Consider the following 16,561-nt stretch of genomic DNA (forward strand, 5'->3'; position numbering starts at 1 on the left):
CATAGACCCTTGGGCAGGCCTCCGGTGTGATGGAGGCGGGGACGCGGATGGACGATCGATCGGACGAGTTGCTCCATGAGCGGCTCGACAGGCTGGAGGAACGGGGGCGGGCGGCGCTGACCATGGCGGCGCGGAAGGCGGCATGGCGCCACGCCGTCGATCTGGCCGCGCGGGCCTCGATCGTGGTTCCGGGGGTGTCGCTGGTCGCCGCGATGATCGGGCCGATCGCGGTGTTTCCCGTCGTCATCTTCGCCGTCGTCGTGCCGCTCGTTATTCTGGTGGTCGCCATGGCCGTGCGGATGGCGCGCTTCCATGTGGAGCGTCGTACCGCGCTGGCGCTGGTCGATCGATCGCTGGCCTTGAAGGACCGCGCGGTCATGGCCGCCGAATTTCTCGGCGATGACAGGCAGGACGGTTTCCGGCATGCGGCCCTGCAGGAGGCGGCGCCATGGCTGGACCGGGCGGCATTCGCGTCTGTCGGCATCGAGGTCCATGACGGAAACCGGCCCTGGTATCGCTGGGCCGCGCCTTTGCTGGCCGTCCTGATGCTGATCGTGGCGCTGACCATTCGCCCTTCATCCTCCGTCCAGCCCGGCGAGGAAGCGCCTTCCACGCTGCGTCGGATCGCGATGGCCGCCGGTCTGTATCGGAACCCGGAGGATGCCGATGCGGCACGCCATGATGAGGCTGCCCAGGGGCAGGACCATATGACGATCGGCGAAACCGCTGGAGCGGGCAGCGCGGCCGGATCGCAAGCCGCAGGGATGCGGGCGACGGCGATGGGCAAGGGCGGATCGGCGTCCGGCGACCCGCGCCGGGCACTTGGACAATCGCAGGGCGGCGGTGATGCTTCTTCCACATCGGCCGGCACGGGGCCGTCCGATGGCGGCGGTGCCGCCGGACGGACCGGCTCTGCGCAGAGCGAGCGCCAGCCGGGGGATGGAGAGAATGACCGGCGGAACTCCGACGCGAAGACGGGCCAGGCAGGCGAAGCCGCCGCGCCGGAAAGCCGCGCCACCTCTCCAAGCGGACCACGGAGCGGCGCGGCGGCTGGGCTGTCCGCACCTGCCGGGTCTCCGCCACAGCCCCGTGATCCGGGGAGCAACCAGGATCCGCCCCGGTCGGGCTCGCGCAGCCGTAAGCAATCGGGGCAACAGTCGCAGGGCTCTGGGCGTTCGGGACGCGCCAACACCAATGCGCAGCAGGGCTCCAATCGCGGCGACGGGCAGGAGGGGGCCAAGCGCGCGCGCGGATCCTCCTCGCTGATGCTCGCCGTACCGATGGAGGACCGGGTGATCGGCACGGTCAATGCGGGCGCGGTCAGCACCACCACCCGCAACGTTCCCCCCCGCATCATGGCGACGGGCATGGTCGCGGCGCAGGCGCGGGGGAGCGGGCAGGGACCGGACGCGCAGATGCCGCACCGCGTGCGCAGCGTGCAGGAGGACCGTCTGCTCGAACGTTATTTCGCCCGCGCGGGGGTGGAGCGATGAGCCTGTCCGCCGCACCCGGCTTCGACGAACTGTTCGATCCCGCCTTTCTGGAGCGGGTGAACGCGCTGACCCTGCGGATCGCGGTGGCGCAGAAGGGCGGTCGCCTCGCCGATCAGCGGACGGCGGCGCGCGGGCAGGGATCGGATTTCGCCGATTTCAAACCCTATGTCGCCGGCGACGACCTGCGTGCGATCGACTGGAACATCTATCGCCGGCTGGGCAAGGCGTTCGTGCGGGTGTTCGAGGAGCGGCAGGACCTGCCCGTCTATATCCTGCTCGACGTGTCCCGCAGCATGTTCGTCGAAAGCCCGCCCCGGATCGGTGCGGCGATGCGCACCGTGCTCGCGCTGGCCGCCGCCGCGCTGGGGCAGCATGACGCGGTCAGCCTGATGACCGTCAGCGACGATATGGGCGCCGCCATGAGGAATGTGTCGGGCAAGGGTGGCATCGCGCGGGTCGCGCGGGTGCTGGCCGATCAGGTGGCGGCGGGGCGGACGGCGCTGGCGGGGGCGCTGGGCAAGCTGGCGTCGATGCGGTTGCGGCGGGGCCTGGTGGTGCTCGTGTCCGATTTCTTCGACGATGACGGTCTGGACGGCGTTCTGGGGGCGCTGGACCTGCTGCCGCACCGATTGCTGCTCGTGCAGATGATCCGCGCCTCCGACGCCGAGCCGACATTGTTGCCGGACCTGGACGGTGATGTGGTGATCGAGGATGGCGAGCATGACGGATCGGGGGTGACCGTGACGCCCGAGCTGATCGAACGCTACCGCATGGTCTATCGCGCGTTCACGGACAGCCTCGACGCCTTTGCGCGGCGGCGGGGGGCGACGCTGATCCGCATGGATGCCGATCGCGATGTGCTCGACCAACTGATGCCGGTCCTGACGGCGGGAAGCGTTCTGCCATGACCTTCACCCAGTTCGGCTGGCCGGTGATGCTGACCGGGGCGGTGGCACTGGCGGGGATCGTCTTCCTGCTGCAACGGCTTCGCGCGCGGCGGCGGGTGCTGCGCCTGCCGACCGCCGGGCTATGGGGGCAGGCGATGCAGGAGGCGCCGGTCCGCGTGCTGGGCGGGCGGTTCCGTTACTGGCTGGCCTATCTGCTGATCCTGACGATCGCCCTGCTCCTGTGGGTCGCGGCGGGGCATCCGCAATGGGCTCCGTCGTCGGTGGGCGGCGGGATGCAGCGCTTCTATCTCGACAATTCGGCGCTGATGACCCGAGGCGGCGAGCTTGGTCGCGCCAAGCGGGCTCTCCTGGCCGATGTGCGGGCGACCCCGGCGGATCGGCGCGAGGTCATCCTGGGCGATGCCGTGGGTACGCGGTTGCTCGCCCCCGGCGAGAGCGTGTCGCTGCTGTCGCGACGGCTGGACATGGTGTCGGCCGAGGCGCGACCTTCGAACTTCGCCCAATGGCTGCGACCCGCCGATGCCGCCACGGTCCGCTATTATGGCGCGTGGGGCGCGGTGCGGGCTGTGCCGGGGGGATCGTCCATGCGGTACGGCTATCTCGCCGATCCGATGCCCGGCAATCGCGGTATCGTCGCGCTGGGCGTGACTCCGGCGGCGTCGGGGCAGGTGGGCAAGGCGGATCTGCTGGTCACGGTGGCGGCGGCCGGGGTGGCGGAGCCGAAGGTGTCCGACCTGCGCTGGACGCGAAATGGGCACGGCTTCACCCCCGGCAGGGTCGAGGCGTTGGGCGGTGGCCGTTATCTGGTTCGCGATGTCGACGCGGCCTGGGAGGTGATCGAAGCGGCGCTTGCCAAGGGCGATGGCTTCACGGCGGATGACAGTGCGCGGTTGCGCGTGCCCGATCGCCGTCCACTGCGGCTGGCGTTGCTCGACGGTACGCCATCGGCGATCCGGGCCGTGGTGACGGCGGATCCTTCGTTGATGCTCGTGCCGGAAGCGCAGGCGCAGGTGGTGGTGGGCAATGCCCGCGCCGTGCAGGGGGTGGAGCTGTCCGCGCTGGTGCTTTCCGATCAGGGCATGCAGGCCTTTGTCTTTGCCGGCCCGGGCGAAGCCGAACGCGGCGCGCTGTCGTCGCGCCTCGACGCCCTGGGCCTGGCCCAGCTCGATGCCGGGGTTCTGGCGGATGCGCTTCACCGTCCGATCGGCGTCGATGTCCGCGATGCGCGTCGGCGTCGCGTAACCGTATGGAGCGTGATGTTCGGCCCCGCCTCGCCCTTCAATTCCAGCCCCGCCATGCCGATCTTCGTCAGCCGCAGCCTCCACTGGCTGGCACAAAGCGATGTTTGGACGTCCTTCGCGAAGGCCGGAGAGGCGGCCGATCCCTTGGCGGCAACGGAGGGCAAGGCCGGCGCGCCGGTGTCGCTGACCGACCGGACGACGACGCTCGCCGCCGCCGATACCAGCCCACACCCGGCCGTCACCCCGATCGGCGGCCCATGGCCGTCGGACCTGCCCTTCCTGCTATTGCTGCTCGCCGCAGCCGGTCTTCTGGGCGTCGAATGGTGGCTGGTGCAGCGGCGCGTGATTCCTTGAGGACCGGACGGACGTGAGCTTCACCTTTCTCTTTCCGGTCGCGGCCTGGCTGTTCCTGCTGCTCCCGCCGCTATTATGGTGGCCGATGCGGGCGCGGCCGCGCTGGGGGCAGGCGGCGCTGCGGGCGGCGGTGTTCGCCTGCCTGATCCTTGCGATGATGCAGCCCAGCCTCGTGCGGCGCGATGGAGCGGGCGCTCAAGTCTATATCCTTGACCAGCGCGAGGTTCTGGGCGCGAGTGGCCAGGCGGCGGCGCGCCATGCGCTCGACCGGGTGATGGCGGCGGCGCCCAGAGGCGCGCCAAAGACCGTGATCCAGTTGGGCGGGGCGGCCGGGGGGCGTAGCGTCATCGCCGATGGTTCGCTGTCGCAGGCGTTGCGCGCGGCAGCGCAGGCCATCCCGCTCGAATCGGGGGGAGCGGTGACGCTGATCGGCAGCGGTCTGTCCACCGATACGCATTGGCAGGACAGCATCGCCGCGCTGGTCGCGCGCGGCGTCCCGGTGAATAGCATTGCCGTTCCCACTGCTCCCCGCGCCGCCTTCATCGCGGATGTGCGGATGGGCCCGGCGCGGGTCGGCGAGACCCTGCGCGCCGATGTCGTGGTGGAGGGCGACGGTGGCACCCACCAGCTCGCAATGTTCAGCGGTGCGCGGCGACTGGCGACCAGCGCGCCGTTCCGCGCCGATGGGCAGGCGCATGTCGCACTGGATATCCCCGCCGATCGTGCCGGGTTCCTGCCGCTGCGCGTCGAACTGGACGGGCGCGGTGGTTTCCAGACGCTGGCGGCGGTGCAGGAGCCGCGCCGCCTGCTCTATCTGGGGGAGCGACAGCGGGGCGCGGCGGCCCAGCTCCAGCAACTGCTCGGCCGCAGCTTCGTTGTCGATCAATATGCGCCTGCCGCGCTTTCGCGGGCGTTCGATCCGGGGCGCTGGCCGCTGGTGATGCTCGACGATCTGCCCGCCGCGCGTCTGCCGGTGGCGGTCCAGCAAAGCCTCAACCGCGCGGTGGCGCGGGATGGGACAGGATTGTTCGTGTCGGGTGGCATGGCGGCGTTCGGCGCGGGGGGCTATGGCGATACCCCGCTGGGCGCGGCCTTGCCCGTCACCGCGCGGGCGCAGGAGCAGCAGATCCGCCCCAGCGTCGCGCTCGCGATCGTCATCGACAGCTCGGGATCGATGCAGGGCGACAGGCTCGATCTCGCCAAGCAGGTGGCGCGGCAGACGGTGCGCAAGCTGAACGCCAATGATTGGGTCGGCGTGGTCGAATTCTATGGCGCGCGCCAATGGTCGGTTCCGATGCACCATGCGACCGACCTGCCCGATGTCGAGCGCGCGATCGGGCGGATGCAGGCGCAGGGGGCAAGCGTGTTGTTCCCGGCGCTTCAGGAGGCGTTTTACGGGCTCAAGGATCTCGACGCGCGCTACAAGCATATCCTGGTCATCTCGGACGGTGGGGTGGCCGAAGACCGCTATCAGCAGCTTCTGCGCCACATTGCGGAGAACCGGATCAACGTCTCGACCGTCGCGGTCGGCGGGCAGGTCGATGACGAGCAGAGCATGGCCGAGTGGGCGCGGGTCGGGCGAGGTCGCTTCTACTCGGTGCCGGATGAGTTCAATCTGGTCGAGATCGACTTCAAGCAACCCCAGACCCGGCCCGATCCCGGCTATCGGAGTGGCCCGGTGGCAGTGCGCTGGCAGGCGCGGCCCGGCTGGTCGGACGGTCCCGGGCTGAGTGCGCCGCCGCCCCTGTCCGGCTATGTCCAGACCCGTGCCCGACCCGAGGCGGAGACACTGCTGCGCACCGATGGCGGCGATCCGATCCTGTCGAGCTGGCCGGTGGGCAGCGGGCGGGTGACCGCCATGATGACCGAGCCTTTGGGCGCGGGCACGGCCGGCTGGCGGGGCTGGCCCGCTTATGGCCGCTGGCTGGCGCGGGCGCTGGCGATGACGGCCCGGTCGCGGCCCGACCTGGATGTGGAGACGGCCCGTCGCTTCGACCGGCTGACGGTCATGGTGCGGCGGGGCGGAGCGGCCACGGTAAACGGGGCCCTGCCGGCGATCACCCTGGTCGATGCGGACGGTCGCATCCTGCGCCGGATCGGGCGTGTCGAGGAACGCGCGCCGGGGTTCTTCGTCGCGGACATGCCCTGGCCGGGGCGCGATCCTGCCCGGATCGAGGTGCGGGACGGCGAGCATCTTGTCCGCGCGACCGATCCGGCCCATTCCGACGTCCGCCCGGTCGATGCGATGCCGAGCTTCATGGCTTTGCCGCTCGCCACGCTGTCGGCGCGGACCGGGGGATGGCATCGTGGCGATCCCGCCGCCGCGCCGGGGGAAGGGCAGCGGATCGCGGGGCTGCGCGCGACCGATCTCTGGCCCTGGATCGCGCTTCTGGCCCTGGGCCTGTATCTGTTCGACATTGGCTATCGCCGCTGGCCCTGGCGCCGCATCGCAGGAACTCGATGATCCGCTTCTCCCCCCGACGGCCCGCCTTCCGGCCGCTGCTGCTTGCGCTGTTCCTGTCGACCAGCCTGACCTGTCCGTCATGGGCATGGGCGCGAACGGGCGAGGCTTCTTCCGCGCTGGAGCCGGCGAACCGGGCGGAGACGCTCTGGAAGGATGGCAATCGCGACGGGGCGCTGGCGGCAGCGGAAGATTATCGCCTCAAGGCCGAATTGCTCGACGCGCTCGGCCGGGTGGCGGAGGCGGTGCCGGTCTATCGCAAGGCGGCGGACATGGCGCGCGATCCCGCCGTCAAGCGCCGGGTCGCGCTGCGGCTGGCGATTATCGATGCGGTTCGTCGCCCCGATACGCTGCTGAATTACGCCAGGGACGCGTCCCCCGCAGAAGCCCGGCGTCTCGCCGATATTCTGGCACTGCTCGGACGCCCCAAGGCGGCGCTGGCCCTGGCGGGGACGGGCGGCGGCGTGGTCGAGCGGCTGACGACGGCGCAATGGGCGCTGGCGGCGGGCGAGGCGGGGGCTGCCCGCGACAGCGCCAGGGCCGCGCTGGCGGTGGCGACCACGCCGGACGATCGGCGTTACGCACTGGCGCTGGTGGTCGAGGCTTATCGCGAGGCGGGCGATCTGGCGGGAGCGCTGGCCTTCCTCGACACGCTGCCGCCCAGCGTGCCGGTGGCGAATGCCAGGGTCGATGTGCTGCTGGAACTGGGGCGGCCCCGGTCCGCCATCGCCGCGATCGAGGCATCGCAAAGCCCCGAACTGCGCAGCCGCCTGACCGGCGTGCTCGATCTGTCCGGCGACCGGGCGGCGGCCCGCGCGGAATATCGCCGCCTGATCGCCGCCGATCCCCATCAGGTCGATCTCTACGCCCGGCTGGCGGCGCTCGATCTGACGCAAGGGGACGAGGCGCAGGCGCTGGCGGTCTGGCGGCAATTGTTCGCCGCCAATCGCGGGCGTGCCGATGTGCTGACGGCGGGCGCGCGCGCGATGATCGGCATGGGGCTGCAGGATCAGGCGGTCGCGATGCTGGCGGGGAGCGCGGGCGATCCGGCGGTGGCGACCGCGACGCATCTGTTCCTGTTCGAGACCTATCTCGATCGCGGCGATACGGCCAGGGCACTGGCCGAACTCCAGGCGGTCGAACGCGGTGACACGGGCGGCATGCTGCTGGCCGATATCGCCGATGGCTATGAGCGGCTGGGGCGCCCCGATCAGGCGCTGGCCCTGCTCCGCAGGCTGGAAGCCAGGGGCGCCCCCGGCTATGATATTCGCGCCCGCATCGCGCAACTCGCCGCCGAGGCGGGGCATGACGACGAGGCGCTGTCCCGCTGGCGCGCGCTCTGGGCGGACACGACGCTGCCCGCGCGGCGCAACACCATCGAGCGGCAGATCGTCGCGCTCGCCAAGCGTATGAACCGCCTGGAGCCGATGGCGCAGGAGATCGCCGCCCGACTGGATGCGGGCACGATCCGGCCCGGCGAGATCGATTTGCTGGTCGCGCTCCGACTGGCGCAGAACCGGCCCGATGCCGCCGCCGATGCGGTCCGGCGCTTCGCCACCCGCAGCGGCAAGGGCGAGGTGGCGGCGCTGAACCAATTGGCGCAGCTTTACGGGCGGGTGCGCGATTACGACCGGCTGGATGCGACGCTGGCCCGGCTGATCGCCCTCGATCCCGGCCATCGCGACACGCATGTCCGCCAGTTGATCCTGACCCGGTTGCGTCATGACGACGGCACGGGTTCGGTCGAGCAGCGTCGGGCGGAACTCGACCGGCTGATGGCGCAACTAACCGACACGGGCGATGCGGATTCCCATGCCTTCAAGGCGACGGTCTATGCGCAGGCCGATCTCGACGCCCAGGCGCTTCGCCAGTTGCGCGAAGGACTGGCGGCGCGGCCCGACGATCCCGATGCACTGTCGCGACTGGCGACCGAACTCAAGCGCCAGCACCGCACGGGCGAGGCGATCGGCCAGTTGCAATATGTCGTCGATCATGGCGCCGCGCGGCAATTTCCCTCCGCGATCGACGCGTTGATCGACATGGCCATGGGGGCGTCCGATGACGAGGCGGGTACGGACGGGGTTCTCGACTGGGCAAAGCGGCGCGTGCTGGAGCGGATTGCGGAGGGCGGAGCGACGCCCCGGCTGCTCGGCCTGTTGTCCGATATCGCGGCGGCGGATGCCGATCTTGATCTTCAGATCCGCGCGACCGAGGCGACGGTGCCGGGCGGCGGTGAGCAACGCGGCTTCATCCTTCGCGAGCTGGCGACCCTGAGCGGTGGCGGCGCGACCGATGGCGGGTCGGTGTCGATCATCGGCGATCCGCGCCGCAAGCTGGTCTATGCGAGCCGCCTGCTCGCGCTGGGCAAGTCGTTCCCGCCGGACCTCTATGCCGATCTGGCGCGCACGCTGTTGACGCAAGGCGACGAGGCGGGTGCCGAGCGCGCCTTTGCGATGATGAACGGACTGGGCGGGCTGGTGAATGTCGACGAGGCGAAGGGCGACGCCTATGCCGCCGCCGGTCGCCCCGCACAGGCGCTCAGCAACTATGCCCGCGCGCTGTTGCAGGATCAGTCGAATTTCGACCTGCTCGTCAAGACCGCGATCCTTCAGGAGCGGGCGGGCGAGGATGCGCTGGCCCGGCGCTGGTACTGGCGGGGGCTGCGCACCTTGTTGGCGCGGCAGCCATCGACGCCGATGGGCGCGCATGACGAACGCAGGCTGGACGTTCGGCGCTATTATCCCACCATGGTCGAGGGGGTGCTCCTGAGCTGGCCGGATCAGGCGACCGTGGCCGATCCGATGCTGGCCGATCTGGCGCAGCGCTTCACGACCGAGATGGGGCAGGTCGATGCCGCCAGGCCGGGCGCGCTGGCGGATCATCCGCGTCTCGCGCTGCTGGTCGATCTGGGGCACCGGATCGTCGATGCCGGACATGGCGATGCCGCTCTGGCCGGATGGGACGCGGTGCTGGACAGCCGCTTTGCCGACGATCCGGCCTATCGACGCGCGGCACAGCTCCGTCGTCACCTGACGGGGCGGGGCGGGGACGCGGTGGCGGCCGCGCCCGACTGGCCCTGGGCGGGGTTGCGCCTGCAGGCGGGCGATACCGGCAATGATGAACTGGCGCTGGTCCTCGCCCTGTCGCGCGGAGACGGGGCGGCGGCGCGGGCCGTGCTGGACACGGCGCTGGCCGAGGAAGAAAAAGCGCGGCGCACAGCGGAGGCGGGGTTCCGCCGCCCGCTGTACCTGCTGCTGCTGAGCGACGCGCTGGACATGCTGTCGCCCGACCAGTTCCGATCGCTGGTGTTGCCGCCTCTACAGGCTTCCCCGGCACGGGACGGCGTGTTGTTCGACCTGTTCCGCGCCTCGCCCGAGCGTTACGCCAGACTGGAGAAGGTGGCGGGCACGGCCCTGTTGTCGCCCGACGCTTTGGTGCGGTTGACGATCGCGCAGGGCAATATGCCGCTCGGTATCAGCCTCGTCGTGTCGCGGCGCCATGGCGGCGGCGGGGGAATGGAATGGCTCGATCAATTTTCGGTCGACCAGTTGATCACCCTCTATGATGGCCTCGTCACGCGACTGGTTCGGGGCGAGGGGGATTCGGGCCTCAGCGACGTGGCGCTCAATGGCCTTTTCCGGCGTCCGCTGGATGCGACGCAGAAGGCGCGACTGACCGCGATCCTAGATCGTGACATCGCCGTCGTGCGCGATCCCAAGGCACGCAGCGGTGCGCCGCTGGCGGCCCGACTGCTTCAGTTCGATGCGCTGCCGGCCAATCGGGACGTGGTGCTGCGCGCAGCAAAGGCGGTCGCGGGGCGTTATGCCGACAGTACCGCTCTGCCGAGTGTGCTCGACCGCTGGTATGCCGGGGACAAGCGACAGGCCTTTGTCCAACTGGCGGCAATGGGCGAGGCGATGCGGGCGAACGGCCAGCAGACACCCTGGCTGGACCGCGCCATCGCCCGGCATTTCCCCGATGTCCATCGCGAGCAGATCGAGGCGTTCCTGGCCGATCCGAACCCCGATCCCAAGGTCGCGGCCGACGTCTATCAACGCTTCGCGGTGCAGGATGGACAGAGCACGCCCGAACAGCGGTTGGCACTGACCCGGAAGATGATCGCGCTCGATCCGTCCAACCCCGGCTATCGTCAACGGCTGCTGACGCTCTATGTCGACACGGCGGATTGGCGCGACCTCGCGCCCGTTCTGCAGGATCATGTGGCAAGCCATCCCGACGATCGGTCGGCGGCGACGATGCTGGTACTGGTCTATCGTCTGCTCGACCAGCCGGAACAGGCGACTGCGGTGGCGAAGGCGGCGCAGGTCGATGCCGACGATCCCGACTGGCTGGTCGCGCTGCTCAACCGGGCGCGGGCGATGCGTGGGCGGGGCGGCGGTGGAACAGCCGGGCTCTTCGCCAGCGTCTATGAAGCTTATCTGCGCCACGACCCGAACCACCCCGCCCTGGTCGCCGTGGAGGCGCGGCAGGGGCGCGGCACGGCACTGGTCAGGGCGGGCGATGACGCCACGCTGGGGCCTCTATTGGCCTCGGGCAAGGACGATGCGACGCCGCCGTCGCGCATCCTGCGGGCGATGTGGCGCCATTCCAATGCCATCGCCACCGAAGGCGATACGGGGCGGGGACGCCGGGCGCTGGTCTATACCTTCGCAGCGGCGATCAGGGGGACGGGCGCAGGCGCAACCCTGTTCGCGCAGGCCCCCGTGTCGGCCGAACTGCAACGCTATCCGGGTGTCATGGCTCCAGAGGACCAGGCCCGGCAGCAGACGCTCTACGACGTAATCTCCTATGGTCCCGCCCGACGCGGAGAGGGCGCGCAGCAACTGGCCGCGATGCTGACCGATCTGCGGGATGGCAAAGCCGATGCCGATGAGGTCTCGCGTCTGATCGCGCTGGCCGACCGTGTCGAGGCGCCCTTGTCCTCGGCGGATGTCATGGCGCTCGACGCATGGCTGCGTGCCACGCCGGTCATGGCCGCCGAGGGACGGATCGCGGCGGCGCGGGTCTATGCGCGCAGCGGGATGCTGACCCAGGCGGAGGCGCTGTTGAACGCGGCCTTCGTCCAGATGCTTTACCCGTCCGTCGCGCTCGACAATGTCGACGATCTGGGGGCGGCGATGACGCGCATCGTCTCGACGGTCGGACTATGGCCCAGCGCCGCCGAGCGGGTGCGCGTCCATGGAGCGCTTGCGCAAATTCTCGAAAGGCGGAAGCTGGGACCAAATGGTGGCGATCTGCCGCCCTTGCCCCCGCTCGGCGGAGGCGCGGCACACTGAAGCGGGAGGACATAGGGGTGGGATTGCTGCGGCGCATGTGGGATTGGCGAAAGTCGATGTTCGCACAGATGCTGGTGCTGACCACGATCTTTCTCGGCTGGGGGCTCTATGCCTTTGTGATCCGGCCGCTCGCCGACATGCCGGTTCAGCTTCAGGTGCCGATGCCGCTGCAGGCGACCGAAGACGAACTGCGCGCGACGGTGGGGGATTTCATGCGCTCGGTTCAGCGGGATCCGTCCGATGTCGATGATATCACCCAGGATCCGTTCATTCGGGAGGTAGAGGCCCGCAACCCCGATTTCCGTTTCTATATCCGGGTGGGGAACCGGGCGTTCGGCAACGGCCCGCCCGCCTTTTTCCGGCGTTTCGGATTCGATGCGGTGGAACGCGTCCAACTCGCCCTGGCCGACCCTTCGATCTGCACCCAGGGCGAGAAGATCATGAAGCGCAGGGCGGGCGACGACTATCTCAACTTCATCATGTGCAAGGACTTGAGATACTTCGAGTATCGCAATCTGCGCCATCCGGTGATCATCGAACCGGCCGGGTTCGGCCCGCGCGGGAAGTGGCTGTCGGCGTTCAGCGGCAATTTCCTGCTGGCGGCGGGCGGGGTCTTCCTGATCTTCGCCTTGATCTTCACGCTGCACATCGGGGCGATCCGTCGCGTCGCCCGACTGGCCCGGTCGATCGATCCGCAGCGCCTGGACGCGCTGCTCCCCGAAAAGGGGGTCGCCAGCGAGATCCTGCCGCTGGTCCGTGCGGTCAACCACCTGATCGGGCAGGTCAATGCGGCGCAGCGTCGGGCGACCTTCTTCCTGTCGGCGGCGGCGCATGAGATGCGGACGCCTCTCGCGGTGCTGCGCACCCGCCTGGAGCTGATGGAAGACGGGCAGCAGAAGGACAAGCTTGTCGGCGACGTGCGGCGACTGACCCGGCTGGTCAATCAGTTGCTGACCCTAATGAGCATTGGCAACCGGCGCGACGTGACGGGCTTCTGCGACCTGGTCGCCTCCGCCGCCAAGGTCATCGCCGACCGCGCGCCGGTGGCCGAGCAGGCCGACGTCACGCTGATGCTCGACAGCGACACGGAGAGTTTCGAAGTTCCGGGAGACGCCACCCTGATCGAGTCCGCGATCGCCAATCTGGTCGACAATGCGATCTCCTTCGCACCCGCCCGCACGACGGTCCGTCTGTTCGTGGCGGCAGACGGACGGATCACAGTGCGCGATCATGGGCCGGGATTTGGCGATATGGATCCCGAAACCCTGTTCGAGCCCTTTGCCCGTCCTGTATCCAGCCGGCGCGGTTATGGGCTGGGGCTGGCGATCGTTGCGGCGATCGTCCGGCTGCATGGCGGTATCTGGTCGGCGCGCAATGCCGAGGACGGCGGCGGGGAATTTTCCGTTACATTCGCGGCATGAGGCGGTTTTGTGGCGTCAATACGCCCCCTGCGATCATAAGGTTTCGCATACGCAGCATGATTCGATATTACGCATCCTTTGTTGCAAGGTTGGTGCAAGCCTCCTGCATCAGTCTGCCCCCGTCACAGAGCAGCGTTCCGTGGACCGGATGACCACGCAATAGACGAAGGCCCCGGAATTTCGAGCGCTGACGATCCTAGTATCTATGGGGGGTACGATCATGAAGAAGTCAGCCTTTTTGGGGGCGTGTTCGCTCATCGCCTATTTCGCTGCGACCGGGGCCGCCCTGGCGCAGCAGGGACAGACCACCTCACAGACGCCGAACCAGGCCGAAAGCCTGACCGGCGCCGTGCCCGTCCCGCAGAACAGCGATGCGGCCGACGAGGAGAAAGCACGCAAGAACGCCGAGCGCGAGGAAGCCTCTGCCGCCAAGGCCGGTGACAAGGCGGCCAGCGCTGACGAGGCCGAGTTGCGCCGGTACCAGACCCCGGTCATCAAGAAGACCAAGGGCAGCGACGATATCCTCGTCACCGGCAGCCGCCTGCGCGACGGTGACCAGACCAGCCGCCTGATCGTCATCGATGCCAAGGAAATCCGCGATCGCGGCGTCACATCCGTCGAGGAACTGATCCGCACCCTGCCGCAGAACGTGGCGACGATCGGCACGATCACCAGCAGCCGCGGCAAGGGGCCGCTGAACTCGAACGTCGGCCCTTCCGGTTCAAACATCGTGTCCGACGTCGGGGCTGTGGGGCTTGCCGCTGCGAACCTCGGCGGCGTCGGCGCGGGCAATACGCTGGTTCTCGTCAACGGTCGTCGTATTGCGGCCGCCGCAGGGGCCGAGCAGGGCTATGTCAACCTCAATGGCATTCCGCTGAGCGCGATCGAGCGCGTGGAGATCAGCACCGGTGGCATGTCCGCGATCTACGGTGCCGACGCGATGGGTGGCGTCATCAACTTCATCCTGAAGAAGAATTACGTCGGCACGACGATCAGCGCCTCGCATCGCGATACCAGCTCGGGGTCGAGAGATACGCGGATCAGCCTGTATAGTGGTCGGGCCTGGGGCAGCGGCAGCATTGCGGGTACGCTGGAATTCGGTCGGGTTGACCCGATCGTCAATGCCAAGACCGGCTATGTGACGAACAACTACGCGCCGTTGTTCAACAACAATTCTGCCTACGACAAGCGCTCGCTGGGTGCTGGTACGCAGCCTGGGACCGCGCTGCTCCCCGGCGTCTACAATCCTGCCACTGGTCAATTCGTACAAAGCGGCCTGAGCGCGCCGGCGGGGTTCACCGGCGCGCCGAAAATGTCCGATCTGATCCCGGTGACACGCAGCGCCAGCCGCGATTATGTGCCGATCTACGCCGGACCACGTACCCGGACGGTTAGTGGTACGGTGAACTTCGAACAGAAGATCACGGACCGGCTGAGTGTCTATGCCACCGGGCTCTACACGCGTTCGCGCAACAGGCAGGCGAACAACCTCTTTGCGGGCCTGTCCGTCCCTCTTGCTCCGGGACAATATTACAACCCGTTCCCGGCGTTCTTCCTTGGATCGTCCGCTTATGCGAGCACCGTCAACTACTTCCCGGGAAGCGAAATCGCCGATGGCTCGCTGGTGCCTTATGACGTTCGCAACTCTGTAACCAACTGGACCGCGAATGGCGGGATCAGCTATGATTTCGGCAAGGTTGCCAAGGTGCAGTTGAACTACACGCGGTCGGGGTCCACGACCACGGGGGCCGGCACGCAGCTTGGCAGTCTGGTCAGCTTCCAGCGTACCGTTACGAACGGCGTCGTCAGCTACCCATGCTACAACTTTCTGCTCGCCAACAACCGTATTCCGGCCAATCGTCGCGCGGCCACTCTGGCGGCATTTCAGGCCCAGTGTGCGGCGCTTACCAGCAGCGATCCGAATGTAGCGTTCAATCCATGGCGTAGCACCGCCGCAGGCGGCGGGGCCAATATCAACACCTTCCTGTACCCCTATGTCGTTGACGATCTGGGCAATTCGCTCAGCAACGTCGAAGGTCGCGTAACCGGGGAACTGCCGGTTCTACCCGCAGGATCGATCAGCTATGCGGTCGGTGCCGAATATTCCGTCACGACGCTCAAGAACAGTTTCATCAGCAGTATCACCGGCCCCGATCCCTCGACGGATCGATACGCCTTCTTCGGCGAGGTCAACCTGCCGATCCTCGGCCGGGATTATACACTGCCGTTCGCAAAGCGCCTTCTCTTCAATATCGCGATGCGTCGCGACGTGAACAGCAGCGTCGGCGCGATCGGCACGGTGAACTCGGTGCCCGTCGATAGCGGCGGCCAGATTATTTACGGCAAGAGCCGCTTTGGCCGTACCACGCCATCCTGGGGCATGCTGTGGTCGCCGACCAGCACAATCGACGTCCGCGCCAAGTTCACCCGCGGCTTCAAGGCGCCGCCGCCCACCCAGCTCTTTACCGTACAGGGGACGACACAGAGCTTGACGCAGATCATCGGGGATCCGCTCTACACTTGCACGGTCCAGTGTGGCCGTCCCGTGAATGGATCGCCGACTTACAATGTGCCACTGCTCACCGTGCCGAACCCGAACCTGCAGCCGGAGACGTCACGTCAGCAGATTTACAGCATCAGTTGGCAACCCAGGGGCCTGCTATCCGGCCTTAGCCTGTCCGTCGCGTACAACCGCAACCGAATCCGCAATCAATTCGCGACGACCCGTGAGCTGTATTACTACATGCCGATGGCCGATATTCTGAAGTTGCCGCTATTCTATCCGCGTGATCCGGTGACGAATCGCATCCTGTCCCAGAACAGTGTCCGCTACAATATCCTCGGCTCGGAATATGAATCCCTGACCTACGAGGCGAGCTATCTGTTCTCCACGAATTTTGGCACGTTCCAGCCTAAGATAACGTATCTCGACAACATCGTCGCCAAGTCGACAGGCCTGACCGATAGCCAGGTCATGGACCAGCGTGGTCGCATTCTTGGCGTCGACAAGTATAAGGTCGTCGGATCGCTCCAGTGGAACTGGAACAAGGTCAGCACCAACGTCTACGTCTATCACACTCCCAGCTATCTGAACGACTATATGTCGATGTACGCCGCCGGTGTGCAGCTCAACCCCGAACTCATCACCCGGGTGAAGCCGCTGACGACGGTCGACCTGTCGGTGTCCTGGATTGCCACGAACAACTTCAGTATCCAGTTCGCGGGGCGCAACATCTTCAAGGCGGCGGCGCCGTTTACCGTGGTGGACTCGCTGCCCTATGATACAGCGCGCTACAATATCGAGGGGCGCAGCCTGATGGTGTCCGGGCGCCTCACCTTCTGACGATCGCGGGTCGGCGGAGGAGCGTGATGCCTCCGCCGACCTC

7 protein-coding genes are annotated in these 16,561 nt (G+C 67.8%); all 7 read left to right on the forward strand.

Going from position 1 to position 16,561, the window contains the following annotated elements; genetic code table 11:
- The first annotated feature begins 47 nt into the window (after nucleotides 1–47).
- Nucleotides 48–1,493 (forward strand): hypothetical protein, encoded by a 1,446-nt coding sequence (locus ABDV78_RS08940; protein ID WP_343527043.1) that lies wholly within the window; start codon nucleotides 48–50, stop codon nucleotides 1,491–1,493.
- Nucleotides 1,490–2,401, forward strand: a complete 912-nt coding sequence (locus ABDV78_RS08945; RefSeq protein ID WP_343527045.1) for a DUF58 domain-containing protein — start codon at nucleotides 1,490–1,492, stop codon at nucleotides 2,399–2,401. Before ABDV78_RS08940 ends, ABDV78_RS08945 begins: the two co-directional genes overlap by 4 nt.
- Nucleotides 2,398–3,996: a hypothetical protein gene (locus ABDV78_RS08950; protein ID WP_343527046.1), complete on the forward strand. Its 1,599-nt coding sequence runs from the start codon at nucleotides 2,398–2,400 to the stop codon at nucleotides 3,994–3,996. The genes ABDV78_RS08945 and ABDV78_RS08950 overlap by 4 nt, the downstream gene beginning before the upstream one ends.
- A 13-nt stretch (nucleotides 3,997–4,009) precedes the next feature.
- Nucleotides 4,010–6,460, forward strand: a complete 2,451-nt coding sequence (locus tag ABDV78_RS08955; protein ID WP_343527047.1) for a vWA domain-containing protein — start codon at nucleotides 4,010–4,012, stop codon at nucleotides 6,458–6,460.
- Nucleotides 6,457–11,754, forward strand: a complete 5,298-nt coding sequence (locus tag ABDV78_RS08960; RefSeq protein ID WP_343527048.1) for a hypothetical protein — start codon at nucleotides 6,457–6,459, stop codon at nucleotides 11,752–11,754. The genes ABDV78_RS08955 and ABDV78_RS08960 overlap by 4 nt, the downstream gene beginning before the upstream one ends.
- 56 nt (nucleotides 11,755–11,810) lie before the next feature.
- Entirely contained in the window at nucleotides 11,811–13,175 is a 1,365-nt protein-coding gene (locus ABDV78_RS08965) for a HAMP domain-containing sensor histidine kinase (RefSeq protein WP_343527049.1), read from the forward strand.
- Between the two features lie 220 nt (nucleotides 13,176–13,395).
- On the forward strand, nucleotides 13,396–16,518 hold the full coding sequence (locus ABDV78_RS08970) for a TonB-dependent receptor (protein ID WP_343527050.1): 3,123 nt from the start codon (nucleotides 13,396–13,398) through the stop codon (nucleotides 16,516–16,518).
- The last annotated feature ends 43 nt before the right edge of the window (nucleotides 16,519–16,561 follow it).

Source organism: Sphingomonas sp., assembly GCF_039594485.1.
GTDB lineage: Bacteria > Pseudomonadota > Alphaproteobacteria > Sphingomonadales > Sphingomonadaceae > Sphingomonas.

Coding starts and splice junctions, on each gene's coding strand:
- ABDV78_RS08940 (WP_343527043.1), top strand. CDS start 48: ATGGACGATCGATCGGACGAGTTGCTCCATGAGCGGCTCGACAGGCTG.
- ABDV78_RS08945 (WP_343527045.1), top strand. CDS start 1,490: ATGAGCCTGTCCGCCGCACCCGGCTTCGACGAACTGTTCGATCCCGCC.
- ABDV78_RS08950 (WP_343527046.1), top strand. CDS start 2,398: ATGACCTTCACCCAGTTCGGCTGGCCGGTGATGCTGACCGGGGCGGTG.
- ABDV78_RS08960 (WP_343527048.1), top strand. CDS start 6,457: ATGATCCGCTTCTCCCCCCGACGGCCCGCCTTCCGGCCGCTGCTGCTT.
- ABDV78_RS08965 (WP_343527049.1), top strand. CDS start 11,811: ATGTTCGCACAGATGCTGGTGCTGACCACGATCTTTCTCGGCTGGGGG.
- ABDV78_RS08970 (WP_343527050.1), top strand. CDS start 13,396: ATGAAGAAGTCAGCCTTTTTGGGGGCGTGTTCGCTCATCGCCTATTTC.